The sequence below is a fragment of the Streptosporangium sp. H13245 genome, from assembly GCF_055690525.1.
On the sequence record NZ_JBSZKT010000039.1, the window covers coordinates 51,767 to 78,268 of the forward strand.

Genomic DNA, 26,502 nt, shown 5'->3' on the forward strand with positions numbered 1-26,502 from the left:
GCGCGGCTCGGACGTCGCGTACCGTGCGGCGTGGTTTGGAGGGTGGGCTCAAACGGGTTCAGACGGTGCGGACGGTGACGCCTGCCGCGATCATGGCGTCGTGCTCGGCGGGGGGCAGCGCGGTGTCGGTGACGACCATGTCGAGGCGGTCCAGCGGGCAGACGGCGCCGAACGCGGTGCGGGTGAACTTGCCGGAGTCGGTGGCCACGATCACGCGCCGGGCGGAGGCGATCGCCGCCTGTTTGACGGCGACGTCGGACAGGTCGTGGGCGGTGAGGCCGTGCTCGGCGGACAGGCCGCAGCAGCCGATGACCGCGGTGTCGAACCGTAAGGACCGGATGGCGCTCTCGGTGAGCGGGCCGGTGAGGCTCAGCTCGCCGGGGCGGACCTCGCCCCCGGGGAGCACCAGGCGGATCCGGGGGGCCGAGCTGAGCTCGGTGGCCGACTGCAGGCAGAGCGGCAGGACCGTCAGGCGGCGGTCGCGGATCACGCGTGCGATCTCCAGGGAGGTGGTGCCGCTGTCGAGCAGCACGGCCTCTCCGTCGGCGAGCAGGGCCGCGACCTCGGCGGCGATCCGCCGCTTGGCCTCCACCGCCTCGCGCTCGCGCACCCCGAAGGGGGGCTCCTCCCCGCGTAGCAGCAGGCTCACCGCGCCGCCCCTGACCCGTCTGACCACGCCCTGCTGGGCGAGGTCGTCGAGGTCGCGGCGGATGGTCATCTCCGACACCGCGTGCTCGACCGCCAGCTCGGCGACCGAGACGACGTCGCTGGCGCGCAGCGCCGACATGATCGCGCGAATGCGGTTGTTACTTTCCACGTGTTCATTTGAACACGGGTTATGTGCGGTTGGCAAACGTGCGGGACAATGGCCGCCATGCGCGCGAGTCGTCTGCTCTCACTCCTGCTGCTCCTGCAGACCCGGGGGCAGATGACGGCGCCCGAGCTGGCCGAGGAGCTGGAGGTCTCGGTCCGCACGGTCTACCGGGACGTGGAGGCGCTGTCGTCGGCCGGGGTGCCGGTCTACGCCGACCGAGGTCCCGCGGGCGGATACCGACTGCTGGACGGCTACCGCACCCGTCTCAACGGGCTGACCGCCGAGGAGGCCTCCTCGCTGTTCCTGGCCGGGCTGCCCGGTCCCGCCGCCGACCTGGGGCTGGCCGAGGTCGCGGCCAACGCCGAGCTGAAGATGCTCGCCGCGCTCCCTCCCGAGCCGCGCCAGCACGCCTCCCGGATGCGTCAGCGCTTCCACCTGGACGTCCCCGGCTGGTACCGCGACGCCGACGCGGCCCCCTTCCTGGGGGAGGTCGCCGAAGCGGTGTGGGAGCAGCGCCCGCTGCGCATGACCTACCGCCGCTGGGGTCCCCGCGACGTCGATCGCCTGGCCCACCCGTACGGCCTGGTCCTCAAGGGCGGGGTGTGGTACATGGTGGCGGTCGCCGGTGAGGGAGGGCCGCGCACCTACCGGGTGTCGCGGATCGTGAGCGCCGAGCTCACGCAGGGGCACTTCGAGCGTCCCGCCGACTTCGACCTGCCCGTCTTCTGGCGAGACTACGCCGCCGACTTCCGCGAGCGGATGCACACCGGCGAGGCCGTGGTGCGGATGGCGCCGGGCACCGAGGGGATGCTGCGTTATACGGTGGGCGCCGAGGTCGCCGAGGCCGCGCTCACCGAGGCGGGACCGCCCGACGAGCACGGCTGGGTCGTGCTGCGCCTGCCGACCGAGTCGGTCAAACACGCCCACTGGCAGCTGCTGCGGCTGGGCGCCGACATCGAGGTGCTGGAGCCGCCCGAGCTGCGCGAGCGGATGGCCGCCACCGTCGCCGGTCTCGCCACGCTGTACGGCACGGGCCCCGGCTGACACCGGCCCCCTCGCTCTCCCCTCCCGGACCTCGTACAACTGCGCGGGCGTACCCTGCGGTTAACCGATTGCGGACGCCCGGGGGAAGCCGCCACGATGGCCGGATGTTCACTTTCACCTCACGCGCCCCCCGTCTCCCGGCGGCCCGATGACGCTCGCCTACGACGACGGGGGATCGGGCGACCCCGTGGTGTTGCTGCACTCCAGTGCCGCCGACTCGCGGATGTGGGACCCGCAGTGGGAGGCGCTGACCGCCCGCTTCCGGGTGATCCGGCCTGACCTGCGAGGGTACGGCCGCACGCCGTACGCCTCCGAGGTCCCCTACTCCGATCCCGGCGACGTGGCGGATCTGCTCGCCGCGCTCGGGGTGGAGAGGGCCGCGCTGGTCGGGGCCTCCTACGGTGGCCAGGTCGCGCTGCAGGTGGCCAGCGCCCATCCGGCCCTGGTCTCCCGGCTGGTGTTGATCAACGCGGGCTGCGGGCTGGATCCCACGCCCGACCTGACCGCGTTCGGTGCGGAGGAGGAGCGGCTGCTGGAGGCGGGAGAGGTCGAGGCCGCGGTCGAGCTCAACGCCCGCACCTGGCTCGGTCCCGAGGCGGACGAGGAGACCCGCGCCCGGCAGATGGCCATGCAGCGCCACGCCTTCGAGGTCCAGCTCGCCGCCGACCCCGAGCCGTCGCAGCTGGAGGGGGAGATCGACCTGGCCAGGGTGACCATGCCCACGCTGGTGGTCAGCGGCGCCCACGACCTGCCCTACTTCCAGATGACGGCCCGCCATCTGGCCGGGGAGCTGGCCTCGGTGAGCGCGGTGCACCTGGAGTGGGCCGGGCACCTGCCGAGCATGGAGCGGCCCGGGGAGATCACCGCCCTGATCCTCGACCACCTCACCTGAGGAGGGGGCTCGCCCCGAGTCCTCAGTGGCCCCAGCGGCCCCGGTTCGGCGGTGGTGACCCGGCCGGGGTCGCTCAGCTCGATCCGGTGGACGCGAACGGGATCGAGGCCGGTTCGTGCGCGCCCGGCGCGCCGGACGCCGTCGCGGGGTGTTCCCACAGCCCGCGCCGCCGCAGGATCGGCAGCACCCCCTCACCAAACCAGTACGCCTCCTCCACGTGCGGATGGCCGGACATGACGAACTCGGTGATGCCCAGGCGGGCGTACTCCTCGATCCGGTCGGCCACCTCGGTGTGGCTGCCGACCAGCGCGGTGCCCGCGCCGCCGCGTACCAGCCCGACACCGGCCCACAGGTTGGGGGAGATCTCCAGCCCGTCGCGGCTGCCGCCGTGCAGGGCGAGCATCCGCTTCTGTCCTTCCGACTCGCTGCGGGCCAGGCCCGCCTGCACCTTCTCGATCGTGGCGGGGTCGATGCCGTCGAGCAGCCTGCTGGCCTGGACCCACGCCTCGTCGGCGCTGTCCCTGCTGATCACGTGCAGCCGGATGCCGTGCCGCAGCGTGCGGCCCTCGGCCGCGGCCAGGCCGTTCACCCAGCCGATCTTCTCGGCGACCGCGGCGGGCGGCTCGCCCCAGGTGAGGTAGGCGTCCACGTGCCGGGCCGCGACCCGGCCCGCGGCCGGGGAGGAGCCGCCGAAGTAGATGTCCGGCACCGGGTCGGGCACCCGGTTCAGCTTCGCGTCCTCGACCCGCAGGTGCTCGCCGGTGTAGTCGACGCTCTCGCCGCGCCACAGCGCCCGGACGATGTGCAGGAACTCGTCGGTCCGGGCGTACCTGGCGTCCTTGTCCAGGAAGTCGCCGTAGGCGCGCTGCTCGTGGCTCTCGCCGCCGGTGACGACGTTGAGCAGCAGGCGCCCGCCGGAGTGGCGCTGGAAGGTGGCGCCCATCTGCGCGGCCAGGGTCGGCGTGACCAGTCCCGGCCGAAAGGCGACCAGGAACTTCAGCCGTTCGGTGGTCTCGGTGAGCATGGCCGTGGTCAGCCAGGCGTCCTCGCACCACGCGCCGGTCGGCGTCAGCGCGCCGACGAAGCCGAGGTGCTCGGCGGCGTGCACGATCTGCCGCAGGTAGGCCAGCGTGGCCGGGCGCGCGCCGCCGGCCGCTCCCGGGGGCAGGCCGTGGCCGCCGCCGACGATGTCACGGCTGTCGCCGTAGGTGGGGAGGAACCAGTGGAACGTCAGGTTTGTCATCGCACTTCCATCGTCGGTCGTGGGTCCGAGGTCGCTAGAGCAGGCCGTGGCGGGGCGGAAGCTGTCCGTTGAGCACGTAGCGGCCGATGTGCTGGACCTTCCAGCGCGCCGGGTCGTGCAGCGTGTGCGTCCTGGCGTTGCGCCAGTGGCGGTGGAGGTTGAGCCCGTCCAGGCTGGCGCGGGTGCCGCCCAGCTCGAAGACCGCGCTGCCCAGCTCGACCGCGACCGGGTCGGCGTACGCCTTCACGGTGGCCACCGCGATGGACGCGGCGGCGGCCGACTCCTCGGTCAGGTCCGCCGACGCCGCGTCCACCTCCCGCCCCGCCGCGGCGAGGAGCGCCTCCGCGGCCCGTACCTTGATCGCCAGCTCGCCCGCCCGCTGGATGATCAGCGGGTCCTCCGCGGCGCTGTCCAGCCCGCTCTCGAACCAGGGCCTGGCCTTGGTGCGGACGAACTCCAGCGCCTCGGCCAGCGCGCCACCGGCGATGCCCACGTCGATCGCGGCGTGCAGGAGCTGGGCCACCGCGCCGTGCAGCTGCGGCCCGGTGAACGTCAGGTGGTGGGGCACCACGCGGCCGGCGGGCACGCGTACGTCGTCGAGGCGTACGGTGCCGCTGGCGGTGGTCCGCTGGCCCATCCCGGCCCAGTCGTCGATCACCGTCAGCCCGTCGGCGTCCCTGGGCACGTACGCCACGTGCAGCGTCTCGTCCTCGCGCCGGGCCAGCACCGGGATCCAGTGCGCGAACAGCGCGCCGGTGCTGTAGTGCTTGACCCCGCGCAGCAGGAAGCCGTCCTCGCCGTCGGGTACCAGCCGGGTGCGGTAGTCCTGCACGTGCTTGGTCCCGGCCTCCGACTGGGCGTTGCCGAGCCTGGCACCGGCGAGCACCTCGCCGAAGAAGAACTTCCGCTGCTCGGGGGTGCCCTGGCGGCGCAGCACGTTGAGGTAGACGAAGTGGCTCTGCGGGATCTGCGCGATGTTCGGGTCGGCGGCGGCCAGCAGGCGCACCACGTCGGCGAGGGTCTGCGCGCTCACCTCCGCGCCGCCGTGCTCGCGCGGCACGGTGATCGCGAGCAGCCCGCTCGCGGAGAGCCGGTCCAGTTCTCCGACGGGCAGCAGCCGCTTGGCGTCCCGTTCGGCGGCGCCGGGCGCGAATTCGGCCGCCAGCGCGCGGGCCGTGGTGAGCGCCTCCGCGTCATCGGCGATCACATGCGACCCCGGCAGGCCGGTGACCTGGGACGTTGTGTTGTCGATACTCATACCGGTGTCCGTTCTGCGCGTTACGTTAGGATCACCCTAATTCCTGTATAAATGGTAGACAATATCTGCTTTGGTGACGTGCGCCTCCACGTCGAACAGTCGACCGGGTGGCCGGGCCGCAGCGCGGGTCTCCCGTACGTCGTGTCGAGGGCCCGGCAGGAATGGATCGGGTTGGTGTCACGTCGGTGCGCCGCCGCGTCGGGCACTGGCACGACCCGATCCCCCGCCTGCTGGAGGCGACCGCGTGGGACTGGACGCCGCCGAGGCTTTGACGAAGGGGCGGATGGCCTGAGGCCGGTGGTTCCCTGACAGGTTCCGAGCCGCCCGCCCCCGGACCGGCGGCTCGGAACCACGGGAGCTACAGGAGCGCGAGCGCCCTGGCCAGGCCCGGGTCGCGCCCGGTGGCCAGGTCGAGGGCGCTCAGGGGAGCGTGGTGGTCGACCGGCACGCCGACCGTGTCGATGATCTCGCGGTCGGGCCCGAGGTGGCGCACCCTGGGCAGGAGCAGAACGCTGCCGTCGTCGAGGAGATACCCCCCGGCGGGGCCGGAGACGGCTCCGGCCGTGCGGGTCCCGACGAGGGTGCCCAGGCCGTTGCCCTTGACGGCCGCGCTGAAGTCCTCGCAGGCCGAGGCGCACCCGCGGTCGGTGAGGACGACCAGGCGCAGGCCGAGCAGCGCGACGCTGTCGTCGGTCCGGTTGGGCACGCAGTCGCCCTTGGACGGGCAGAAGTAGCTCGTGACCTTGCCGTGCGCGAACGCGCCGAGCAGCCGCGTCACCTCGCGGGGCGATCCGCCGCCGTTGCCGCGCAGGTCGAGGACGACCGCCTTCGGCCCGCCCCGGAGCTTGGCGATGACCTGATCGGCGGCGCCGTCGTGGAATCCGGACAGCTGGACGTACGCGACGCCGCCGGGGAGCGTCTTCGACGTCACCGCCGGAGGCTGCCGCGTGACCGGGCCCTCCTTGAGCTCGACGGTGCGCACCCGCCCCGTCGTGGGGCGCTTGAGCGTGACCCGTACCGTGCCCGCGGTGATGGCGTCGACGAAACTCTGGTTCACCCTGTCCCCGGCGAACGGCGGCATGCCGTTGGCCCTGACCACGATGTCGCCGGGCCTGATGTCGGCCCTGGCCGCGGGGCTGCCGGGCAGGACGCGGGTGACGAACAGCGGAGGCCGGGCCGCCGGGTCGAGCTGGGGGCCGTGCTGGGCGGAGACGCCCACGATGCCCGTCCCGACCGGCCCGCCCTCCGGCGGCGGGGTCGGCCTGACCCAGCGGGCGTGGTTGTCGTGCAGCCCGGCGACCATGCCGGTGATCGCGGCGCGCAGCGCGGCGGGGTCGCCGCCGCCCAGGACCTTCGCGAAGGCGGCCCAGTCGGCGTCGCGCTCACCGGTCAGGGCGGGCAGCCGCAGGTCGGCCCGGTCGGCGCCGCGCCGCATCAGATCCTGGGTGTAGGCGGCGAGGGCGTTCCTCAGCAATTCCCTCGGGTCCAGGGCCGGGCCGCCGTAGTAGTTGTCCAGCACGCAGGAGTAGGCCTGCCGGAGCGTGTTCACCGAGGTCGGCGGCGCCGATTCCGGCGGCGGCGCGGTGATGGGCGCGCAGTCCCCGGTTGGCGGGGACGACGTCGGCGGGGCCGTAGAGGCGGGCGCGGACAGGGAGCAGGCCGTCACCAGGACGGCGGCGCAGAGAGTTCTGATCATGGCGGCCAGCGTGGCCGCGAGCGGGTTGCGCGGCTGTGAACGGATTGGTTAACGCCACTGTTACCCCGGTTCCGGTAGGAACGTCGGCATGCGGGTTCTGGTGGCCGAAGACGAGCGCGACCTGGCCGATCTCGTGGCGATGGGGTTGCGCCGCCACGCCATGGCCGTCGACGTGGTGTACGACGGGGCCGCCGCGGCGGAACGGCTGGCACTACACGACTACGACGTTCTCGTACTGGATCGTGATTTACCAGACATGCACGGTGATCTCGTGTGCCGTGAGCTGGTGGCGCGCGGGAGCCGTACCCGGATCCTGATGATGACGGCGGCGGCGTCGGTGCCGGAGCGGGTCGCGGGCCTGGGGATGGGCGCCGACGACTACCTGCCCAAGCCGTTCGACTACGCCGAGCTGGTCGCCCGGGTGAAGGCGCTGGGGCGGCGCAGCCAGGCCCGGGTGCCGCCGGTGCTGACACGGCACGGGATCGTGGTCGACACCCACCGCCTCCAGGCCTCACGGGACGGACGGCACCTGCACCTGTCGCTCAAGGAGTTCGCCGTCCTTGAGGTGCTGATGAGGGCGGACGGCGCGGTCGTGAGCTCCGAGCGGCTGCTTGAGGAGGCCTGGGACGAGAACGCCGACCCGTTCACGACGGTGGTGCGGGTCGTGCTCAGCCGCCTGCGGGCGAAACTGGGCGACCCGCCGTGCATCCAGACGATCCCCGGCGCCGGATACCTGCTGTGACGACGGTCCGGGTACGCCTCACGCTGATCTACTCCGGGCTGTTCCTGCTGACCTCGGTCGTGCTGCTCGTCACGGTCAACGTGCTGCTGCGCCAGGCACTGGACGCGCGCGTCGCACGGTTTCCGGCGGTGTCCCCGGTGTCCCCGCTGGCGCCCCCGGCACCGGGGCGGGACCGGCCGCTGCCGCCCCCGCTGCCCGACCTGGTGGACGACGTGGTCGCCTACCAGTGGGAGGTGACCGCGCTGACGGTCGGGATCCTGACACTGGTGTCGGTGGTCGTCGGATGGCTGGTCGCCGGGCGGATCCTGCGGCCCGTCCACCGGATCACCGCCACCGCGCGGCGGCTGTCGCTGTCGAACCTGCACGAACGGATCGCGCTCACCGGCCCGAAGGACGAGCTGAAGGAGCTGGCCGACACCTTCGACGCGATGCTCGACCGGCTCCAGCGCTCGGTCGAGGGGCAGCGCAGGTTCATCGCGAACGCGTCCCACGAGCTGCGCACCCCGCTGGCCGTCCAGCGGGCGGCGATCGAGATCGGCCTCCCCGAGGACGTCGGCGAGATCCGCGACAAACTCCTGTTCCACAACCACCGCACCGAGAACCTCATCGACGCCCTGCTGGTGCTCGCCCAGGCCGAACACGGCCTGGACCGAAGGAGGCCGGTGGCCCTGGAGCAGGTGGTACGGCTCGTCCTGGCCGAAACAGGCCCCGGCGACGTCACCGTGACGGCACGGACCGAACCGTTCGCCGTCGACGGGGATCCGGTCCTGCTGAACCGGCTCGTCACCAACCTCGTCGACAACGCGATCCGTCACAACCATCCCGGCGGAACCGCCGAGGTGACGCTCTCCCACGGGGTCCTGACCGTCCGCAACACCGGCCCCGAAGTGCCGCGGGAACGCTTCGGCGACCTCTTCGAGCCCTTCCGGCGGCTGCACACGACCCGCAGGCAGGGCGCCGGGCTCGGACTGTCGATCGTCGCGTCGATCGCGAAGGCGCACGGGGCCGGCGTACGGGCGAGCCCCAACCCGGGCGGCGGGCTGGAACTCGCCGTGGACTTCACCGGCCGCCCGGCCCGGGAACCGGAGACCCCGCAGGGCCGAACCGATCACATCCGCCGTACGTGTCAGGGGGCATGATGACGCGCGTACTCGCGGTGCTCGGACTGGTGGCGGCACTGACGGTGATCCCCGGAGGCACGGCGAGCGCCTGCTCGTGCGCGATCTTCGAACCGCGACAGCTCGTGGACAGGGCGGCGGCCGTTTTCTCCGCCACCGCCACGGACGTCCACGTGAGGGAGCCGATACTGGGGGGCGGCAGCCTCACCGCCACCCTCCGCGCCGACCACGTCTACAAGGGCGCCCCCGGCGCCGAGTTCGTGGTGTCGGCCAGGGCGCAGGAGGCGTCCTGCGGGTACGGGTTCACGAAGGGCGCACGCTACCTGGTGTTCGCCGCCGTCCAGGACTCACGCCTGACCACGACGCTGTGCTCGGGGAACCTGTCCCTTCCCGCCGGGGACCGGCCGCTGCGGCTCTCCGACCGGGTCCCGCAGCCGGAGAGACTCACCCCCGAGCTGATCGCCGCCCTGGGAACACCCGTCCGGGTGACCGCCGCCCCGCGCCCGCCCCTGACCGGCCCCACCTGGTGGTCGCGGTGGTGGTGGGGACGCTCGTGGTGACGGGCACCGCCCGGGTCGGCGGGATCTACGACCGGGCGCGGGGCTGCGTGGGCGCCTCGCCGAACACCCACGGTCCGGCCTCGCACTCGGCGATGAAGTCACCGGGGTAACCCACCTCGAACCCCGTCGCCGACTCCAGGCGCAGGACCGCCTCGCCGGGCAGGACGACGTCGGCCGCGCCCAGGTTGTCGGTGAGCTGCCCGACGTCGCGTGCGCCGACGATCGGGTGGACGGCGGGAGAGTGGGCGCGGGTCCAGGCGATCGCCACCTGGGCCGCCGTGACGCCCAGCTCGCCCGCGACCTCCCGTACGGCACGCGCGACCGCGTGGTCGCGGGCGGTGAGGGTCCCGGGATCGACCCGGGTGGCCCCGCCTCCCTCGCCGCCTTCACCGCTGAACTTCCCGGACAGCACGCCACCGGCGAGCGGCCCCCACGCCGCCACGCTCATCCCGAACGCCTCGGCCATCGGCAGCAGCTCGCGCTCGGCGTCCCGCCTGAGCAGGTTGTACGGCACCTGCAGGCCCGCGAACGGCGTCCAGTCCCGCCACTCCGCCAGGGTGTTGGCGCGGCTGACCAGCCAGGCCGGGGCGTTGGAGATGCCCACGTAGAGGATCTTCCCGGCGCGCACGGCGTCGTCCAGCGCCCGCATCGTCTCCTCCACCGGGGTGTGGCGGTCCCAGAGATGCACCCAGTACAGGTCGATGTAGCCGGTCCGCAGCCGCCTCAGGCTGCGCTCCAGGGACAGGGTGAGGTTCTTGCGGTGGTTGCCCGAGGCGTTCGGGTCGTCACGCTCACGGGAGAGCGTGTACTTGGTGGCGACGACGAAACGGTCGCGGCGGCCGGTGAGGAGCTCGCCGAGGATGTCCTCGCTCTCGCCGTACGCCGAGGCCGTGTCGATGACGTTGCCCCCGGCGTCGGCGTAGGTGTCGAACATCGCCCGGTACTCCCGCGGCAGATCGGAGCCGCCGCGCTCGTAGAAGGTCATCGCGCCGAAGAACAGCTCGGACACCCGCAGCCCGGTCCGGCCCAGCGGTCGGTAACGCACAAAAGATCCCTTCTGGTGGTGTGTGTCGGTGGAGGCCGCGCCCGCGAGCCCGTGTACTCGTGAGCCTGCGGGCCTGCGGAAGGACGAGCCCGCCACCGAGCAGCCTGCCAGCCCGTACCCATGGGCCCGTGTGCCCGTGTTTTCCGTGGTCCTGCCGTGGTCAGGGCTGCCTCGGCGGGTCCGGGAACCGGGCCGGTGGGTACGCGCTCATGGGGCCGAGACTGGCAGGCCGGGCCGTACCCGGGAAGACCGCGCTGAGACCAGCCCCGGCAGGGCCACCATGTCCTCGGTGTCTCGGTGTCGTGCCGGGCCGGGCCGTGTTCGGTCTACAGGACGGCCGCGACCCGTTCGACACCCGGACCGGACAGGGCCGCGAGCCCCGCGGCCCGACCGGTCGCCAGAAGGAGCAGGTCACCCACCGGCCCCCGGACCTCGTCGGGGCCCTCACCCGCCGACCAGTCCAGGTCGGTGGCGACCAGCCTCGTACCGCGCAGTCGCCGGGGGGCGCCGTAGAAGCCGGTGCCCAGGACGCGGCCCAGCCCCGCGGCCGCCCGTTCGGCGGGCATCTCCCGTACGCGCCCGAGCGGGCGCGCGACGTCCTGCCCGTGCACCAGCGCGTCAACGAGCGTGTCCAGCGGACGGGAGCCGAGCCCGCGGCGGCGTGAGCCCGCCGTCTCACGGAGCTGCGCGACGAGCTCGGCCGGTCCGAACCTGGCCGCCCGTTCCCTGGCCTGGTCGGCGAACACCCGGTTGATGTCGCCACGCGTCCGGATCACGCCCCTGAGCGTGTCGAGGACCATGGTGTGCGTGGACAGCGTCAGGTGGGCGGCCACGTCGTGTGTCGTCCAGCCGGGGCAGAGGGAGGCCGCCCGCCATTCGTGATCGTCGAGCTCGTCGAGGAAGGCGGCCAGGCTGAGCCGCTCGTCCTCTATCCAGGAAAAGATCTCTTCGTCGTCCATGTCCGGTTTCTCTTCGTCAGGTGTGTACGCGAGGGCGGCGTCCAGCCCTCATATGTCGGCCCTACCGTCGGCGTCGGATGTCTCGGCTGTTGTCTCGGCCGCTGTTTCGGCCGCGTCGAGCCTGCGCAGCAGGTGCGCCCGTTCGGGCTCGGTGCCGACCAGGGCGAGCGCCCGCCGGTAGGCCGCCGCGGCCTCGGGGAAGCGCCCCAGGCGGTGCAGCAGTTCCGCCCGGGCCGTCGGGTAGGGGTGGTAGTCGCGCAGCCGGGGCTCACCGGCCAGTTCGTCGAGCAGGGCCAGACCGGCCAGGGGCCCGTCGCGCATCGCCACCGCGGCGGCCCGGTTTAGCGCGACGACCGGGGACGGCGCGAGGGCGAGCAGCACGTCGTAGAGCGCGACGACCTGCGGCCAGTCGGTGGTCGCGACGTCCGCGGCCTCGTCGTGCAGGGCCGCGATCGCGGCCTGCACCCCGTACAGGCCGGGCGGGCCGCCGGTCAGCGCGACGAGCACCAGGCCGCGGCCCTCCTCGATCATGGCGCGGTCCCACCGGCCGCGATCCTGGTCGTCGAGCAGCACGACCTCACCGCCCGGACCGGTCCGGGCGTGGCGCCGCGCGTGGATCAGCAGCATCAGCCCGAGCAGCCCGGCGACCTCCCGCTGGGCGGGCAGCAACCGGCGCAGGATCCGCCCCAGCCGGACGGCCTCCTCGGCGAGGTCGAGCCGCTGCAGATCCGGGCCCGAGCTGGCCGCGTAGCCCTCGGTGAAGATCGAGTAGATGACCTGGAGCACGCCCGGCAGGCGCTCGGGCAACTCGTCGGCACCGGGTACGCGAAACGGGATGCGGGCCTCGCGGATCTTCCTCTTCGCCCGTACGATCCGCTGGGCCATCGTCGCGGACGGGACGAGGAAGGCCCGCGCGACCTCGGGCGTCGTCAGCCCGGCGAGGCAGCGCAGGGTCAGGGCGGTGCGATCGTCGGCGGGAAGAGCCGGGTGGGCGCAGGTGAAGAACAGCTGCAGCCGTTCGTCGGGCAGATCGCCGTCCGCGTCCGCGGGCGGGGCGGGATCGGCCCGTTCGGCCTCCACCTGCAGGACGGCGAGCCGGGCGGCGTAGGCCTGGTCCCGCCGCAGCCGGTCGACGGCCCGGCGCCGCGCCGTCGTCAGCAGCCAGGCCCCCGGCCGGGTCGGGACGCCCTCGACCGGCCAGTGCACCAGCGCCGCCTCGACGGCCTCGGAGGCGACCTCTTCGGCCAGGTCGAGGTCGCCGAAGCGGCGGACGAGGGAGGCGAGCAACCGGCCACGTTCCTCGCGGAACATCGACTCCACCGACGACCTGGCATCGGCGACCCGCTCGTCTACCTGTCCATCCGTCTGCCGCCCATCCGTCTGCCGCTCGTCTACCTCCTCACCCGCCTGTTCATCCGCCTGCCCGTCCATCGACGTCAGACCCCGAACTCGTCGATCGGCCGCACCACGACCGACCCGCCGTCGCGCGCGCCGGGGCAGCGGGCGGCCCACTCCAGCGCGACGTCGAGGTTCGGCACGTCGATGACGTCGTAGCCGCCGAGGATCTCGCGGGTCTCGGCGAACGGCCCGTCCGTGGTGACGGTCCGCTCACCCGCCGGGCCGACCCGGACCGTCGTGGCGGTGGTCGCGTCCTTCAGCGCGTACCCCGACACCAGGACCCCCGCCTCCCGCATCGCCTTCTCGTAGGCCACCCACTCCTCGAAGTCGCACTGGTCGGCCTCGTCGGCCGTCGCGGCACCGTAGATCAGCAACATGTACTTCATGGTCGGCTCCTCGGTGTTTGCCGTGTCTCTCGCGTGACGGGCTGTCGTACACCATGACGACGAACGGGACGCGGTCAGATCGACACGTCCCGTCGGTTCGGCCCTTGTGAAATGTCTCGCGGACGGCGTCGGTATGTCGACCGGCCGAGCCTGGAGGAGACGCCGCGGGAAAAGCCTGCCCGTCCGCGGCGGACGATGAGAGGAAAGGGAAGGATCCACTCCTTTCCACTCTTAACGTATAGCGCACCGGGGGGCTTGCCACAAGACCCCGGTCATGCCGCAGAATCGTCGGCCGGGGCCGGAACCTGCGGAAACGGGGATGCGAAGTGCGTGTGGTGTTGCCGATGTACGGGTCGGGCGGGGACGTCGAATCCCTGCCGGTCCCCGGTCCTCGCCGGTCCCCGCCGGAGAGATCGGCCGCGCCCGGGACGGCCCTGATCCTCGAACCCTGATCCCTGATTCCCGAGCCTTGATTCCCGTGCCCCGCGCCCGGGGCGCGATCCGCACCGGCGGGGCCGAGATCGGCCGAACCGGCCGGGACCGGCCGCCCGTGCCCGCGTGAGGCGCGCGGGACCGCCGGGCCGGGAAAACGCCCCGCCCACCTCACTCAGATCGGAGCTGATGCCGTGAACCCCCTGACCACCAGCGCGTTCGACCTTCCCGACCACCTCGCCCCCAAGGCCGACCCGGCGCTGATCGCCGGTGACGAACAGCACTTCGCGGCCATCGCGCGAAGCCTTGAGCAGTCGATCGCCGACCTGTCCGACCGCCTCGACGCCGAGCGCAGGGCGCCCGGCGGCAAGGGTCGGCAGGTGCTGGACCGCGACCTGGAGATCCACCGGCTGACCGGCCGCCTGCGTACCCTGCGCCGCTTCGGCCTGGACCTGTGCCTGGGGCACATGGTCGGCGCGGACGGTTCCGAGCCCGTGTACGTCGGACGGCTCGGCCTCACCGACAGCACGGGGCGACGGCTGCTGCTCGACTGGCGTTCCCCCGCGGCCGAGCCGTTCTTCGGAGCGACCCACGCCAACCCGATGGGCCTGGCGAGCCGCCGCAGGTATCGCTGGACCCGCGGCCGGGTCAGCGACTACTGGGACGAGGTGTTCACCCCCGACGGGTTCGAAGGGCACGCCGCGCTCGACGACCAGTCCGCCTTCATCGCCAGCCTGGGCGGCAACCGGTCGGCCCGGATGCGGGACGTGCTCAGCACCATCCAGGCCGACCAGGACGCCATCATTCGTACGGGGTCTCGCGGCGCCCTCGTCGTCGACGGCGGTCCGGGTACGGGCAAGACCGTCGTCGCGCTGCACCGCTCGGCGTACCTCCTCTACTCCGATCCCCGCCTCGGCCACCACCGGGGCGGCGTGCTGTTCGTCGGCCCGCACCAGCCCTACCTCGCCTATGTCGCCGACGTCCTGCCCAGCCTCGGGGAGGAGGGCGTGCAGACCTGCACCCTGCGCGACCTCGTCGCAGAGGGGGCCTCGGCGACGATCGAGGCCGACCCGGACGTGGCCCGCCTGAAGTCGTCCGCGAACCTGGTGGGGGCGATCGAGGCGGCCGTCAGGTTCTACGAGAACCCGCCCACCAAGGGGATGACGGTCACGACCCACTGGTCCGACATCTGGCTGAGCCCCGGCGACTGGGCCGAGGCGTTCGAGGCACCCGAGCCCGGTACCCCGCACAACGAGGCGCGCGACCGGATCTGGGAGGAACTGCTCACGATCCTGGCGGACAAGCACGACGAGGACGAGGACATCTCGGTCGACCTGCTTCGCACGTCGCTGCTGCGCGACAGGGAACTGGTCACGACCTTCAACCGCGCGTGGCCGTTGCTCGAAGCGGCCGACCTCGTCGGAGACCTGTGGTCGGTACCCGCCTACCTGCGCCTGTGCGCTCCCTGGCTCGGTGCCGACGACGTCCGGCGGCTGCAACGCGAGGACGCCCAGGCCTGGACGGTGTCGGACCTGCCGTTCCTGGACGCGGCTCGGCAGCGGCTCGGCGACCCGGAGGCGTCGCGACGTGAGCGCCGGCGTGCGGCCTCGGCCGCCGCCGACCGCGAGCAGATGGACAGGGTCGTCGACATCCTGCTTGAGGCCGACGACGACGGCGATGGCGCGGTGGCGATGCTGCGCGTACAGGACATGAAGGACGCCCTGGTCGACGAGAGCGCACTGCCCGGCGCCGAACCGGACCTGCTCGCCGGTCCGTTCGCGCACATCGTCGTGGACGAGGCCCAGGAGCTCACCGACGCGCAGTGGCAGATGTTGCTGCTGCGCTGCCCGTCCCGGAGCTTCACCATCGTCGGGGACCGCGCCCAGGCCAGGCACGGGTTCACGGAGTCGTGGCGGGAACGGCTTGAGCGGGTCGGGCTCGACCGGATCAACCTGGCCTCCCTGAGCGTCAACTACCGGACGCCGGAAGAGATCATGACGGAGGCCGAGCCGGTCATCCGGGCCGTACTCCCGGACGCCAACGTGCCGACCTCCATCCGCCGGGGCGACGTCCCCGTCGTCCACGGATCCACCGCGGACCTGCGCTCGGTCCTCGACACCTGGCTCGCCACGAACGCCGACGGGATCGCCTGCGTCATCGGCGATCCCACCTTCCGGGCGACGTCCCGCGTCCGGTCGCTCACCCCGGAGCTGTCGAAGGGACTGGAGTTCGACCTGGTCGTCCTCGTCGACCCGGAGTCGTTCGGCGAGGGCATCGAGGGAGCGGTCGACCGCTACGTCGCCATGACCCGGGCGACCCGGCAGCTCGTCATCCTCACGAGTCCCTGACACCGGCCGGGACCCCGCCAGCACCTCGTGTTCACCGGAAGGATGTGACCCTTTGTGCCAGCCGAAAACAAGCGCGAAACCTTGACGAAATCGGCACGTGATCTCTAGCCTCGCGGGGCGACCGGCCGGACACGAGGTCCCCGAACGAGTGCTCCTCGTCCGGAACCGGCCGGGAAAGGGAGTCGCGCGGCCTCTTCGGCGCCGCGACGGTCAGAGGGAAGGCGCGTGGGATGTCGGTGTTTCCGGTAGGCGAGAGGAGCCGGGAGTCCTTCGCCCGGCGGGGGAGGTGGACCACCGGGCAGGTGGGCGCCGGGGGCCGGGTCCACGCCATGCCCGCCGTCCGGCTCCCCGGCCCGCTCGACGCGACGGCGCCATCCGTGGCCGGTGCAGTCGGCGTGGCCGGTGTGGCCGCACAGATCGCCCGATCTCGATGACGGCGAACGAGGGGTCGCGGCGTACGGTCGTGGTGGAGTTCGCGGGTGCCCGGGGTGGGGTGGCTCCGTTGACCTGGGGGCAGGCGTCGATCTGGCGGCTGACCACCTGGCGGGGCGAGGGCGATCCCTATTTCAATATGCCCTGGGTGTTGCCGGTGTACGGCAGGCGTGATCTTGGTGAGGTGCTGGGTGCGGTGCGGCGGTTGTTCGAGCGGCATGAGTCGTTGCGGACGAACTTCCGGCCGGGCGCCGGGGGGATGGCGCAGCATGTGGCGCGGTCGGGGCGGGTGACGGTCGAGGTCGTGGAGGCGGACAAGGGGGTCGGGCCGATCGGGGTGGCGCGGGAGGTGGCGGCGAGGTTGGCGGCTGCGGCCTTCGACTACGCGGGTGAGGTGCCGGTGCGGTGTGCGGTGGTGTTGGTGGACGGGCGGCCGAGGGCGGTGGCGTTCGGGGTGTCGCATCTGGCGGCCGATGGGGGTGCGCTGGACCTGCTGGCGGCTGACTGGCGTGCTCTGCTGGCGGGGGCTGAGGGGGCTGCTCCTGACTGGCAGCCGATGGATCAGGCGGCCTTCGAACGAGAGGGGGAGGGGGCTGAGCGAGGAGGGCGGGCGTTTCGGCACTGGCGGGGAGTGCTGCAGGAGGCGCCGCGCTCCATGTTCGACTACCCGCCGGGCCAGGGGGAGGAGCCGAGGTTCATCCGCATCAAGATGGAGTCGGTCGCCTTGGGGCTCGCGGCCGAGGTGCTGGCCGCGCGGTGGAGGGTGAGTTCGGCCAGTGTGCTGACCACGGCCGCCGCGGTGTTGTTGTCGGTGTTGACGGGGCATCGGCGGGTGGTGATGCAGTTGATCGCGGCCAACCGGCATGATCGGCGGATCGGGGGGTTGGTGGGCCCGGCCGCGCAGGACGGGATCTTCATGCTGGATCTGCCCGGCGGGACGCTGGCCGAAGCCACCCGCCTGGGACACCGGCAGGCGCTGACCGCTTACCGCCACGCGCTCTACGAGCCGTTCGAGATGATGGCACTCCGGGCCGAGATCGGCCGCGAACGGGGCGGCCCCATCGACCTGTCGGCCTACTTCAACGACGCGCGAAGCATCGGTGACTGGCCCGACCTGCCGCCGGTGAGGCCCCCGGGAGATCCCGCCGCGATCGCCGCCCTCACCGAACGCACCACCTTCTCCCTCACCGGCTCCTGGACGGAGGTGGACGCCACGGCACAGTTCGCCACCGGACAGGCCAGGCACACCTGCGAGCTCTCCCTGCTGGCCGACACCGCCTACCTGCCCCGGCCCACGGTCCACGCGCTGCTGCGCGGGATGGAGACCCTGCTGGTACGCGCCGTGGCCGAGGAGGTCCCCCTCGACACGGTCGCCGACCTGTGCGACATCACCCCGGTCGAACGTTCCCCCGTGAGCGAGCCCAGCCGGACACGCTGACCGGGCCGAACCTGTGACGTCGGCCCGTCCCGCGAATCCCGCGACGTCGCGGGACGGGCCGTCACCGTTCTGGAGTGCGCGGGCTCATCGGGCGAGCCCCGGCGCGGTCACTCCTCCTCTTCCTCCTCCTCTTCGAAGACCTCGTCGATGACCTCGGCGGCCACGAAACCACCGGCCACACCGGCCGCGACCCCACCCCAGCCGGGGCCGTGGTGACCGTGGTGGGAGTCATGGTGGCCACCGTGCTGGGCGTACGGGTCGTGGCCGCCGTACGAGAAGCCGTCGTGGGAGCGCTGGGCCAGCGCGGCCAGCCAGCCGTTGATCTCCGCGGCCCAGTCGCGCTGCACCGCCTCCTGGTGGCCGGTCTGCCAGCGGCCGAGGGCGTCGCCCCCGGAGCCGTGACCCCTGGAGCGCTTACCGGCCTCCAGCACGATGTCCAGGCCCGCGGGGTTGGCGACGAAGGTCAGCTCGACCTCGTTGACCTGTCCCGCGTAGGCGGGCGGCGGGTAGAACTCGATCTCCTGGTAGAACGGCAGCTGCTGGCTGAGGCCGTAGATGTGACCCCGCTCCACGTCGGCACCCTTGAACTGGAAGCCGAGCCGGACGAAGGCGTCCAGCACGGCTCGCTGGGAGGCCAGCGGCTCGATCTCGACCGGGTCCATGTCGCCCTTGTCGATGGCCGCGGCGATCGCCAGCTCGGTGCGTACCCCCATGGCCATGCCGCGCAGGTGCTGTCCGGCGATCTCGGTGACCGGGGTCTCCCACGGCACCGGGAACTGGAAGGGGACGACCTTGTCCTCGCCGCTGCGCAGCCGGAACGCTCCGGAGACCTGCGTGCGGTGAAACTCCACCAGGCCGACCTGCTCGCCCTCGTCGTGCTCGGACTCCAGCCGGGTGACCAGTCCCAGCGCGATGTACTCGATGTCGGCGTCGAAGTCGCCGCCCTTGACGCGTACCTCGCCGCTCAGCAGCTCGCCGGGCCGTGCCCTCGGGCTGGCCAGGACGGTGTCCACCGAGGGTGCTCCGACCCCGAAGGCTCCCAGCATCCGTTTGAAGATCACGGTTTCCTCTCCTCGTTCACGTGCGTGTGCTGTGACCGCACGTCAAACGATCACTGTGGGGCCGCGGTTCCCCCCGGACCGGATCGGTATGTAAAAAGTGTTCCTCGACCTGGGGTTCGGGCCCGGCTCCTTCACCGGCGGCACGGGCGGGTCCGCTTGTGGCCGATTTCGTGAATCCGCGGCCACCGGCCCGTACGCGAGAGACCATGAGCGGCGTGCGGATCGGAATCTTCCTGGTCGCGGCGGGTTTCCCCGGCAGGCCGCAGGGACGGGTGCTGCGCGACTGCGTGGAGGCGATCGCGGTCGCGGAGGAGGCGGGGTTCGACGACGCCTGGATCGCCGAGCACCACTTCATGTCGTACGGGGTCTGCCCGTCGGCGGCCACGCTGGCGGCCGTGGCGCTCGGGCGTACGCGGACGATCGGGGTGGGCACGGCCGTGAGCGTGCTGTCCACGCAGCACCCGGTGGCGCTGGCCGAGCAGGCGGCGATGTTGCACCATCTGTCGGAGGGGCGGTTCGCGCTGGGGGTCGGCAGGGGCGGGCCCTGGGTGGACCTGGAGGTGTTCGGCACCGGCCTGGCGAGGTTCGAGCGCGGCTTCGCCGAGTCGCTCGACCTGCTGTGCCAGGCCCTGGGGCGGGGCACGGTGTCGGCCGAGGGGGAGTTCTTCCGTTTCCGTGAGGTCGCGATGGTACCGGCGGCGTCGATGCGGCCCGTCGTGGCGTGCACCTCGCCGGGGACGGCGCGGCTGGCGGCCGAGCGGGGGCTCCCGATGCTGCTCGGCATGCACATGGACGACGCGGGCAAGGCCGCGATGCTCGCCGGTTACGACGCGGCGCGTCCCCCCGCGCGGCTCCCGCCGGACGCGGACGCCGGTACGGGTGCGGTCCGGCACGTGGCCGCCGTCGTCGGGTACGTGGCCGACTCGACGAGGGCGGCCGTGCGGGAGTTGCGGGCCGCGATGCCCCGCTGGCTGGCGCCGGGCCTGGAGGGGTACGTGCCGGTGGACGGCCGTCGGCGGCCCGTGCGGGACGTGGGGGAGTATGTCGGCTTCCTGACCGGCGTCCACCCGGTGGGTGACGCCGACCGCTGCGTGGAGACGATCGGGCGCACCCGCGAGGTGACAGGGCTCGACCACCTGATCCTCATGGTCGAGGGCGCCGGGGAGCATGCCCGGACCCTGGAGAACATCCGGCGGCTGGGCGCCGAGGTGCTGCCGAGGCTCGGCTGAGACGCCGGGACAGCCGGTGTCCGATAATCGCCAGATATGTCTATATTTGATATACTTTGTAAAGGTGCTCGGCTGATTTTAAGACCGATCGTAGTGGACTAAAGACCCATCCCCAACAAACAGGGGCTCGGTGGGGGGACGTGCGTCGTTGTTCGGCGGGCGGCCGGTCGGGGCTGCTTTCCGGGGGCGGGTGCCGTTGTTGAATCCGTCTCGCTGGCCCGTGGATTTCTATGTTTTTGTCGGCATTTGTCGCCATCGTGGGGGCCGGTGCGCTGGTCGAGGGCGTCGATCGTGCGGATGTGGATGGGCTTGCCGGTGTTGTCGGCAATTCGGCTTACGGGAATTCCATCACATATTTCGGACTTGTGGGACATTGCCACTAAAAGCATTATATGGCGAGCTGTTGGGGTGCATGTGAAATCATAAGTCATATGGCTACAAAACACTGCTTAGCAATTTTAATTTTCTTGACACAATAGAACGCCAATGACACGTTTGTTTATGCCGCGCGCCGATCGAGGTCAGCGTTGTGCGTTTCTTCCACCACCGGCCAGGGGGCGCGGCAGTCCCTGATCATGCTCGACTCAGCTCGGAGGTGCGGTCATGCGTCGCTCTTTTCGTACGATCTCCACGACGGCCGGCATTGTGGGCGCGGTGCTGCTCGGGATGTCGCAGACCCCGGCGATCGCGGTCCCGGCGCGATCCGCGCCCCCTCCGGCGCCCGCGCCCGCCCCTGTCCCCGCGCCCGCTCCCGCCGGTGGCGAGGCGAGTGCGAGGAACACGAGCAACTCCTCGACGAACAGCCGGTCGCCGTCGTCGGTGTGCTTCTTCGAGACCAGGGGTGACTACGTCCACATCTCCAGCTCCGCCTTCGAGGCGTCCGCGCACGGCTGGTGGGTCAACGGCAACTGCAACGCCACGCTGGCGATCGTCACGGTGCAGCTGCAGCAGTATTACGCTGACGGCAGCTGGAGAAACGCCGGCACGCTGGGCAGCGCGACGGTGAGGTCCGGCGGCGGGGCGGGTAACCGCGCGACCGGGCGCGCGGGCTGCACCAGCGGCAGCCTGACGGGGTGGCGTAGCGTCGTCGACGTGGACCTGGTCGGCGTGCCCGACGACCCGGGCAAGCTCGTCACCCCGGGGCAGAACATCTTCTGCAGGCGGTAACACGAGAGGGGCGACGTGAGTATCAGACCCGACGGCACCATGTTCGCGGCTCTGTACGGTGAGCTGGTGCCGCACCCGTGGCGAGATCCTCTCGTCGCCTCCTCCGACGCCTACAGCCTGTTCGTCGCGCGGTCGTCCGCGATGGGCTGGCTCACCGAGGCCGTGGAGAACGCCTCCGGTGGCCTGTGGGGGATGAACGACGCCGGGCAGGACCCGGTGCCGGGATCGGGGGGATCGCGACCGGCGCGTTTCGCGTGGTTTCAGGTGTCGCTGACGTCGCCGGTCCCGGCCGGTCGGCCGTTGCCGGTGCAGGCGTTCCTGTCGTGCGCGGGTGATGTCGTGGCCCGTGTCGGCGCTTCGCGCCTGCGGGCGGTTCAGGTTCTGCTGCCCGTGCAGAGCCTCGATGTGACGGCGGGCGCGTCTTTGCGCGGGAGCGCCGTGGTGGCCCTGCTCCAGGACGCCGGTTGGTTCGCCGACGGTGACCCGGAGGTGCGAACACGGGTGCGGGTCACGCTGGACGGCGGGCAGGATCCGGCCATCCGTTCGGCGGCGCCCGAGATGCTTCGGTGGATGCGGGAGCTCGATCAGGGCGTCTTCTCGTGTGACTCGGTCTCCGTGACGGGCGACGACGACGATGACGACGAGGTGGTCCTGGAGCCCGCCGTCATCGACGAGTTGTGGTGCGGGCCCGCTCGGCATCGGGCGACCTTCCGGGGCACCTTGGCCGAGTGGTCGCCGGGTGCTCTGGGATGGCTGGCCGCCTTCCTCGCCGACGCGGGTTCCCGGCACGGGGTCGGTGCCCCGTTGATGTTCACGGCCAGCCGGTCCGGCTGAGCCCGGCGGCGCCATGCGGGGGCCAGGACTTCAGGGCCGTTCACGGCCCCGGCCGGTTATCGTGCGGCGCCGGGGGCGGTGTGCAGGCGCATCCGCAGCCGGACGCGGGAGTGGCCGTCGCTCTGGCAGATGGTGAACTCGTCGCAGAGCCGGCCCATCAGCCACAGCCCGAAGCCGCGGACCGAGCCCGGGGTGGGCCGACGGCGGTCGGCCTGGTCGGGACTCAGGCGTCCGGCGTCGTCGACGACGTCGACGACGAGGTCGGCCTCGTCGTGCCAGACGCTCACGGTGCCGGCCGCGTCGCCGTGTTCCAGCACGTTGATGACGGCCTCGTTGGTCGCGAGCAGCAGGTCGTCGCGTCGGGTTCCGGCCAGCCCCACCTGGCTCGCGTAGCGGTGCAGGTGCCGGCGCAGGCTGATCAGGTCGGTGCTGATCGGCCAGTGGCCGCGCTGGTCGGTGTGCATGTCTGTCCCCTTACGTGGGTGCCGTCTTGTGGCTTTCACCGGGGGGCGTTACCGACGTGTCCGCCAGAACCAGGACGGTCGCTGTGGAAGTTGTGAAGGGTCACTACCCAGCCTGACCTGCTCAATCATCCATTCGTGGTGGGAGCGCTCCATCCCCAGGTGAGGTCGCCCGGATCGCGTCCGGCCGTACCGCCGCGCGCCGCGGGCGGGGGCCCGCAGGCCGAGGCGTTCAATGATCTTCGCGGATCGTCCTCACGTTTTCCGGCCGCCGTACGTCTTCAGGGTGAGGGGCCACATCGGTGGTCCCTCGGGACCGGAAGGGACGAAGTGACATGGCCAGGACCCACACCGTCATCGCGTCGCCGCTGGGCGACCTGACCGCGGTCGCCGAGGACGGCGTACTGTGCGGGCTGTACTTCGAACGGCACCTGCGCGGTCCCGCGCCGGAGGATCGGGGCACCTACGACGACTCGGGTTTCGAGGAGGTGCGCCGTCAGCTGGGGGAGTACTTCGCCGGTGAGCGGACCCGCTTCGAGCTTCCCCTGGCTCCTCGGGGAGATGAGTTCCAGCAGCGGGTGTGGGAGTTGCTGATGGAGATTCCCTTCGGTGAGACCCGCTCGTACGGGGATCTCGCGCGGCGGCTGGGTAAGGTGTCGCTGGCGCAGGCGGTCGGTGCCGCGAACGCCCGTAACCCGCTGAGTGTGATCGTGCCCTGTCACCGGGTGGTGGGCGCGGACGGCAGTCTGACCGGCTATGCCGGGGGCTTGGAGCGCAAGCGGTTCCTGCTGGAGCTGGAGGAGCCGGCCGAGCGGAAGGCGGCGAGGCTGTTTTGAGCGTCGACCCCACCTTTCGGCGGGGCGGGGCGTCCTCCGGGACGCGACCACTCGGCGGCAAGGTTTGAGCGGCGCTCCCTGTCTCGGGGGCCGGGCCTCCTCCGGGAGACGATCAGTCGGCGGCAAGGTGGGAGCATGCGACCTTTCGAGCAGATCGTGACCGACTACGGTCCCATGGTGCTGCGCGTGTGCCGGGCGGTGCTGGGGCCCCAGGAGGCGGAGGACGCCTGGTCGGAGACGTTCCTGTCGGCGCTGAAGGCCTACCCCGACCTGCCGCCCGACGCGAACGTCGAGGCGTGGCTGGTGACGATCGCCCACCGCAAGGCCATCGACGTCACCCGCGCCGCCGCCCGCAGGCCCACCCCGGTGGAGACGCCGCCGGAGCGCCCCAGCCGTATCGGCCGCCCCGAGGACTGGGACGGCGACCTGTGGCGGGCGTTGAAGGCGCTGCCTGCCCGGCAGCGTCAGGCGGTGGCCTACCACTACCTGGCCGGGCTGCCGTACAAGGAGATCGCCGCCCTGCACGGTGGCAGTACCGACGCCGCCCGCAGAGCGGCGGCCGACGGCATCAAGACCTTGCGCACCATCTATCCAGAACGCGACGACCGAAGGGAAGTGGCCCGATGACCACCGCATCCGACCCGCGCGATGGGCAGCTGTTCGCGGCGCTTCCCGTCCAGGACGCCCCCGCGATGGACCGGCTGCGCGGGCGGCTCGCCGAGCGGGCGCAGCGCGAGGGGGTCCTCGACGTCGCCTACCGCACCCTGGACACCCCCGTCGGGACGCTGCTGCTGGCCGCCACCGGCCGGGGGCTGGTGCGGGTGGCCTACGCCGTCCAGGACCACGACGCCGTGCTGCGGCAGCTCGCCGAGAGCGTCAGCCCCCGCATCCTGTGCGCCCCGGCCCGCCTGGAGGTGGCGAGCCGTCAGCTGGGGGAGTACTTCGCCGGTGAGCGGACCCGGTTCGACCTTCGGCTGGACTGGCGGCTGTCGACAGGGTTCCGGCGCGAGGTGCTCGGGCACCTGGGGGAGATCGGTTACGGCCGTACCGAGAGCTACGCCCAGGTCGCCGCCGCCGCGGGCAGCCCTCGGGCGGTCCGCGCGGTGGGCACCGCCTGCGCCACCAACCCGCTGCCGGTCGTGGTGCCCTGCCACCGGGTGGTGCGCTCCGACGGCACCGCCGGGGGCTACGCCGGTGGCCCCGACGCCAAACGCGCCCTGCTGGCCCTGGAGGAGGGCGGTACCCGCTGACCCGCTGTGTCTCGCCTTCCCGGCGGGTGCCGGGCGTGGCATGTGAGATGATTACTCCTACGGTGCCCTCTTGGTCCCGGGTGCGAAGACCCGGGCGAGAGGGTTTTTTCATGCCCGCGATGCCCGCGACCTGTCCGCGACACGCCTGCGATGCCCGCGATGCCGGTGGCCGCGGTGGCGCGACTTCCCTCGGCTTCCCTCGCGGGCATGCCCCCCCGATCAAGGAGTGTTCGATGAAACTCGGTCTGACCTGTCCTCGCTTCGTCTGGCCCGGTGGTGACGCCGCCATCGCCGGGCGGTTCGCGGCCGTCGCCCGCGGTGCCGACGAGGCGGGGCTGCACAGTCTTTGGGTGATGGACCATTTCTTCCAGATCCCCAACTTCGGCGCCGTGGAGGATCCGATGCTGGAGGCGTACGGCGCGTTGTCCTATGCCGCGGCTCTCACCGGCCGGGTCACGCTGGGCGCCCTCGTCACCGGCGCCGTCTACCGCGAGCCCGGGTTGCTGGTGAAGCAGGTCAGCACTTTGGACGCGCTCTCCGGCGGACGCGCCGTCCTCGGTATCGGTGCCGGCTGGTACGAGCGGGAGGCCCGCGGCCTGGGCCTGCCCTTTCCTTCCCTGGCCGAGCGGTTCGAGCGGCTGGAGGAGACGCTTCAGATCGCCAGGCAGATGTGGAGCGAGAAGGACGAACCATACGAGGGGCGCCACTATCGGCTGGAGCGTACGCTCAACGCGCCGCGGGCGCGCCCGCCGATCCTGGTCGGCGGCAGCGGGGAGAAGAAGACCCTGCGTCTCGTCGCCGAGTACGCCGACGCCTGCAACCTCCTGTACGGCGCCGATGTGCGGCACAAGCTCGGCGTGCTGCGGGCCCACTGTGAACGGCTGGGGCGGCCCTACGAGGAGATCGAGAAGACCCTCCACCTGCGTATCCCCGACGGCCAGAGTGTCGAGGAGAGTGTGCGGCGCTGCGGTGAGCTGGCAGCCCTGGGCATCGACCATGTCATCGTCGCCGTTTCCGACGCGTCCGCCGACTCCTCGCTCGCGCACCTGGCCGCGCTCGCCGCGCGGATCTCTGAGATCACTCCGGCCGGACGCTGAACCTTCTGCTATGGAAAGTCATTAATTTACTTCGTAAAGGCGTTTGTCCTGATTTCAAGATCATTTAGAGGACTGAAGACTCATCAACGAAAGACAAGGCCGCGTTGTCGGCCGGTCACGGTGTCGTGCGGGGGCGCAGGGCTCCGGCGGAGGCGGCCATGAAGGCGGCGAGCAGGGCGGGGATGCCCAGGGCGGCGGGCAGGCCGATGAGTTCGGCGGCGGCGCCGATGATGGCGGGTCCGGCGACGAGGCCGGCGTAGCCGACGGTGGCGACCTGGGCGATGGCCTGTCCGGCGCGGGCGGGGTCGTGGTTGCCGGCGGCGGAGAAGACCTGGGGGACGATGGTGGACAGGCCAAAGCCGAAGAGGGCGAATCCGGCGAAGGCGATGGGGATCTGGCCGGTGAGCAGGGTGGTGGCGAGGCCGACGGCGGCGATGAGGCCGGAGTAGCGGACCAGGCGTACCGGGCCGAAGCGCTGGGCGAGGTGGTCTCCGGCGAAGCGGCCGATGGTCATGGTGGTGGAGAAGACGGCGAATCCGGCGGCGGCGACGGGCTGGGGGGCGCCGAGGTTCTGGAAGAGGTAGACGGCGGTCCAGTCGTTGGCGGCGCCTTCTCCGACGAGGCCCGCGAAGGCGACGATTCCCATGAGGATGATCCAGCTGGTCCATGTTGCTGCCGATGACGAGCAGGCGCAGCGAGGGGGGTACGGCGCCGCCGCCCTGGTCGAGGTCGCGGACCCACTGCTCCCAGTAGGGGGTGGGG

At 71.9% G+C, this 26,502-nt stretch carries 25 protein-coding genes; 14 read left to right on the plus strand and 11 right to left on the minus strand.

Annotation, left to right across the window (positions count from 1 at the left end):
• Positions 1-58: 58 nt before the first annotated feature.
• The gene (locus tag ACW9TB_RS33650; protein WP_472752141.1) at positions 59-817 is read right to left on the minus strand and encodes a DeoR/GlpR family DNA-binding transcription regulator; all 759 of its coding nucleotides are present in this window, start codon (positions 815-817) and stop codon (positions 59-61) included.
• 57 nt (positions 818-874) lie between these two features.
• Between ACW9TB_RS33650 and ACW9TB_RS33655 the strand changes: the two genes are divergently transcribed.
• Positions 875-1,858, plus strand: coding sequence for a helix-turn-helix transcriptional regulator (locus tag ACW9TB_RS33655; protein ID WP_472752142.1), 984 nt, complete (start codon positions 875-877; stop codon positions 1,856-1,858).
• A gap of 148 nt (positions 1,859-2,006) precedes the next feature.
• The gene (locus tag ACW9TB_RS33660; protein ID WP_472752143.1) at positions 2,007-2,750 is read left to right on the plus strand and encodes an alpha/beta fold hydrolase; all 744 of its coding nucleotides are present in this window, start codon (positions 2,007-2,009) and stop codon (positions 2,748-2,750) included.
• 73 nt (positions 2,751-2,823) lie between these two features.
• On the opposite strand, the gene ACW9TB_RS33665 is transcribed toward ACW9TB_RS33660, so the two are convergent.
• The 3 genes from ACW9TB_RS33665 to ACW9TB_RS33675 form a co-directional block, all read right to left on the minus strand.
• The gene (locus ACW9TB_RS33665; protein WP_472752144.1) at positions 2,824-3,993 is read right to left on the minus strand and encodes an LLM class flavin-dependent oxidoreductase; all 1,170 of its coding nucleotides are present in this window, start codon (positions 3,991-3,993) and stop codon (positions 2,824-2,826) included.
• Between the two features lie 34 nt (positions 3,994-4,027).
• Complete coding sequence (locus ACW9TB_RS33670) at positions 4,028-5,251, minus strand: SfnB family sulfur acquisition oxidoreductase (protein ID WP_472752145.1); 1,224 nt, start codon at positions 5,249-5,251, stop codon at positions 4,028-4,030.
• 358 nt (positions 5,252-5,609) lie between these two features.
• Positions 5,610-6,947, minus strand: a complete 1,338-nt coding sequence (locus ACW9TB_RS33675; protein WP_472752146.1) for a S41 family peptidase — start codon at positions 6,945-6,947, stop codon at positions 5,610-5,612.
• Between the two features lie 88 nt (positions 6,948-7,035).
• Here ACW9TB_RS33675 and ACW9TB_RS33680 point away from each other — a divergent pair, with 88 nt between their 5' ends.
• Genes ACW9TB_RS33680 through ACW9TB_RS33690 form a run of 3 tightly spaced genes read left to right on the plus strand, consistent with a single transcriptional unit; the run spans position 7,036 to position 9,367 of the window.
• A complete protein-coding gene (locus ACW9TB_RS33680) occupies positions 7,036-7,689 on the plus strand; it encodes a response regulator transcription factor (protein ID WP_472752147.1) in 654 nt (217 codons plus the stop codon).
• A complete protein-coding gene (locus ACW9TB_RS33685) occupies positions 7,686-8,828 on the plus strand; it encodes a sensor histidine kinase (protein ID WP_472752148.1) in 1,143 nt (380 codons plus the stop codon). The genes ACW9TB_RS33680 and ACW9TB_RS33685 overlap by 4 nt, the downstream gene beginning before the upstream one ends.
• Complete coding sequence (locus ACW9TB_RS33690; protein WP_472752149.1) at positions 8,828-9,367, plus strand: hypothetical protein; 540 nt, start codon at positions 8,828-8,830, stop codon at positions 9,365-9,367. Before ACW9TB_RS33685 ends, ACW9TB_RS33690 begins: the two co-directional genes overlap by 1 nt.
• 25 nt (positions 9,368-9,392) lie before the next feature.
• Here the strand turns inward: ACW9TB_RS33690 and ACW9TB_RS33695 are convergent, their stop codons facing one another.
• From ACW9TB_RS33695 to ACW9TB_RS33710, 4 genes are all read right to left on the minus strand, one after another.
• A complete protein-coding gene (locus tag ACW9TB_RS33695; RefSeq protein ID WP_472752150.1) occupies positions 9,393-10,412 on the minus strand; it encodes an aldo/keto reductase in 1,020 nt (339 codons plus the stop codon).
• A 326-nt stretch (positions 10,413-10,738) separates the two neighbouring features.
• Positions 10,739-11,371 (minus strand): maleylpyruvate isomerase family mycothiol-dependent enzyme, encoded by a 633-nt coding sequence (locus ACW9TB_RS33700; protein WP_472752151.1) that lies wholly within the window; start codon positions 11,369-11,371, stop codon positions 10,739-10,741.
• 48 nt (positions 11,372-11,419) lie between these two features.
• A complete protein-coding gene (locus ACW9TB_RS33705; RefSeq protein WP_472752152.1) occupies positions 11,420-12,802 on the minus strand; it encodes an RNA polymerase sigma factor in 1,383 nt (460 codons plus the stop codon).
• Positions 12,803-12,807: 5 nt separating this feature from the next.
• A complete protein-coding gene (locus ACW9TB_RS33710; RefSeq protein WP_472752153.1) occupies positions 12,808-13,155 on the minus strand; it encodes a YciI family protein in 348 nt (115 codons plus the stop codon).
• A 626-nt stretch (positions 13,156-13,781) separates the two neighbouring features.
• Between ACW9TB_RS33710 and helR the strand changes: the two genes are divergently transcribed.
• Together helR and ACW9TB_RS33720 are read left to right on the plus strand one after the other, a co-directional pair.
• Positions 13,782-15,935 carry an RNA polymerase recycling motor ATPase HelR gene (gene helR, locus ACW9TB_RS33715; RefSeq protein WP_472752154.1) on the plus strand — a complete coding sequence of 718 codons (2,154 nt, stop codon included), beginning with the start codon at positions 13,782-13,784 and terminating at the stop codon, positions 15,933-15,935.
• Between the two features lie 430 nt (positions 15,936-16,365).
• Complete coding sequence (locus tag ACW9TB_RS33720) at positions 16,366-17,805, plus strand: condensation domain-containing protein (RefSeq protein WP_472752155.1); 1,440 nt, start codon at positions 16,366-16,368, stop codon at positions 17,803-17,805.
• Between the two features lie 107 nt (positions 17,806-17,912).
• Here ACW9TB_RS33720 and ACW9TB_RS33725 read toward each other — a convergent pair whose 3' ends face one another.
• Positions 17,913-18,866: a sporulation protein gene (locus ACW9TB_RS33725; protein ID WP_472752156.1), complete on the minus strand. Its 954-nt coding sequence runs from the start codon at positions 18,864-18,866 to the stop codon at positions 17,913-17,915.
• Between the two features lie 215 nt (positions 18,867-19,081).
• Between ACW9TB_RS33725 and ACW9TB_RS33730 the strand changes: the two genes are divergently transcribed.
• The 3 genes from ACW9TB_RS33730 (at position 19,082) to ACW9TB_RS33740 (ending at position 22,096) form a co-directional block, all read left to right on the plus strand.
• Positions 19,082-20,095, plus strand: coding sequence for an LLM class flavin-dependent oxidoreductase (locus ACW9TB_RS33730; protein ID WP_472752157.1), 1,014 nt, complete (start codon positions 19,082-19,084; stop codon positions 20,093-20,095).
• Positions 20,096-20,698: 603 nt separating this feature from the next.
• Positions 20,699-21,262 (plus strand): hypothetical protein, encoded by a 564-nt coding sequence (locus ACW9TB_RS33735; RefSeq protein ID WP_472752158.1) that lies wholly within the window; start codon positions 20,699-20,701, stop codon positions 21,260-21,262.
• Positions 21,263-21,277: 15 nt separating this feature from the next.
• Positions 21,278-22,096, plus strand: coding sequence for a hypothetical protein (locus ACW9TB_RS33740; protein ID WP_472752159.1), 819 nt, complete (start codon positions 21,278-21,280; stop codon positions 22,094-22,096).
• A gap of 56 nt (positions 22,097-22,152) precedes the next feature.
• On the opposite strand, the gene ACW9TB_RS33745 is transcribed toward ACW9TB_RS33740, so the two are convergent.
• Positions 22,153-22,560 (minus strand): ATP-binding protein, encoded by a 408-nt coding sequence (locus tag ACW9TB_RS33745; RefSeq protein ID WP_472752160.1) that lies wholly within the window; start codon positions 22,558-22,560, stop codon positions 22,153-22,155.
• 332 nt (positions 22,561-22,892) lie between these two features.
• Here ACW9TB_RS33745 and ACW9TB_RS33750 point away from each other — a divergent pair, with 332 nt between their 5' ends.
• From ACW9TB_RS33750 to ACW9TB_RS33765, 4 genes are all read left to right on the plus strand, one after another.
• The gene (locus ACW9TB_RS33750; protein WP_472752161.1) at positions 22,893-23,393 is read left to right on the plus strand and encodes a methylated-DNA--[protein]-cysteine S-methyltransferase; all 501 of its coding nucleotides are present in this window, start codon (positions 22,893-22,895) and stop codon (positions 23,391-23,393) included.
• A 135-nt stretch (positions 23,394-23,528) separates the two neighbouring features.
• On the plus strand, positions 23,529-24,020 hold the full coding sequence (locus ACW9TB_RS33755) for an RNA polymerase sigma factor (protein ID WP_472752162.1): 492 nt from the start codon (positions 23,529-23,531) through the stop codon (positions 24,018-24,020).
• Positions 24,017-24,643, plus strand: a complete 627-nt coding sequence (locus ACW9TB_RS33760; RefSeq protein WP_472752163.1) for a methylated-DNA--[protein]-cysteine S-methyltransferase — start codon at positions 24,017-24,019, stop codon at positions 24,641-24,643. The genes ACW9TB_RS33755 and ACW9TB_RS33760 overlap by 4 nt, the downstream gene beginning before the upstream one ends.
• A gap of 233 nt (positions 24,644-24,876) precedes the next feature.
• Positions 24,877-25,740: an LLM class F420-dependent oxidoreductase gene (locus ACW9TB_RS33765; RefSeq protein WP_472752164.1), complete on the plus strand. Its 864-nt coding sequence runs from the start codon at positions 24,877-24,879 to the stop codon at positions 25,738-25,740.
• Between the two features lie 115 nt (positions 25,741-25,855).
• Here ACW9TB_RS33765 and ACW9TB_RS33770 read toward each other — a convergent pair.
• Positions 25,856-26,502: MFS transporter (locus tag ACW9TB_RS33770; protein ID WP_472752165.1), on the minus strand; the 647-nt coding region annotated here is incomplete at its 5' end.

Excerpts from the sequence above, each read along its gene's own strand:
- ACW9TB_RS33655 (WP_472752142.1), top strand. The coding sequence starts at position 875 with ATGCGCGCGAGTCGTCTGCTCTCACTCCTGCTGCTCCTGCAGACCCGG.
- ACW9TB_RS33660 (WP_472752143.1), top strand. The coding sequence starts at position 2,007 with ATGACGCTCGCCTACGACGACGGGGGATCGGGCGACCCCGTGGTGTTG.
- ACW9TB_RS33665 (WP_472752144.1), bottom strand. The coding sequence starts at position 3,993 with ATGACAAACCTGACGTTCCACTGGTTCCTCCCCACCTACGGCGACAGC.
- ACW9TB_RS33670 (WP_472752145.1), bottom strand. The coding sequence starts at position 5,251 with ATGAGTATCGACAACACAACGTCCCAGGTCACCGGCCTGCCGGGGTCG.
- ACW9TB_RS33675 (WP_472752146.1), bottom strand. The coding sequence starts at position 6,947 with ATGATCAGAACTCTCTGCGCCGCCGTCCTGGTGACGGCCTGCTCCCTG.
- ACW9TB_RS33680 (WP_472752147.1), top strand. The coding sequence starts at position 7,036 with ATGCGGGTTCTGGTGGCCGAAGACGAGCGCGACCTGGCCGATCTCGTG.
- ACW9TB_RS33690 (WP_472752149.1), top strand. The coding sequence starts at position 8,828 with ATGACGCGCGTACTCGCGGTGCTCGGACTGGTGGCGGCACTGACGGTG.
- ACW9TB_RS33700 (WP_472752151.1), bottom strand. The coding sequence starts at position 11,371 with ATGGACGACGAAGAGATCTTTTCCTGGATAGAGGACGAGCGGCTCAGC.
- ACW9TB_RS33705 (WP_472752152.1), bottom strand. The coding sequence starts at position 12,802 with ATGGACGGGCAGGCGGATGAACAGGCGGGTGAGGAGGTAGACGAGCGG.
- ACW9TB_RS33710 (WP_472752153.1), bottom strand. The coding sequence starts at position 13,155 with ATGAAGTACATGTTGCTGATCTACGGTGCCGCGACGGCCGACGAGGCC.
- ACW9TB_RS33720 (WP_472752155.1), top strand. The coding sequence starts at position 16,366 with ATGACGGCGAACGAGGGGTCGCGGCGTACGGTCGTGGTGGAGTTCGCG.
- ACW9TB_RS33735 (WP_472752158.1), top strand. The coding sequence starts at position 20,699 with ATGCGTCGCTCTTTTCGTACGATCTCCACGACGGCCGGCATTGTGGGC.
- ACW9TB_RS33745 (WP_472752160.1), bottom strand. The coding sequence starts at position 22,560 with ATGCACACCGACCAGCGCGGCCACTGGCCGATCAGCACCGACCTGATC.
- ACW9TB_RS33750 (WP_472752161.1), top strand. The coding sequence starts at position 22,893 with ATGGCCAGGACCCACACCGTCATCGCGTCGCCGCTGGGCGACCTGACC.
- ACW9TB_RS33755 (WP_472752162.1), top strand. The coding sequence starts at position 23,529 with ATGCGACCTTTCGAGCAGATCGTGACCGACTACGGTCCCATGGTGCTG.
- ACW9TB_RS33760 (WP_472752163.1), top strand. The coding sequence starts at position 24,017 with ATGACCACCGCATCCGACCCGCGCGATGGGCAGCTGTTCGCGGCGCTT.
- ACW9TB_RS33765 (WP_472752164.1), top strand. The coding sequence starts at position 24,877 with ATGAAACTCGGTCTGACCTGTCCTCGCTTCGTCTGGCCCGGTGGTGAC.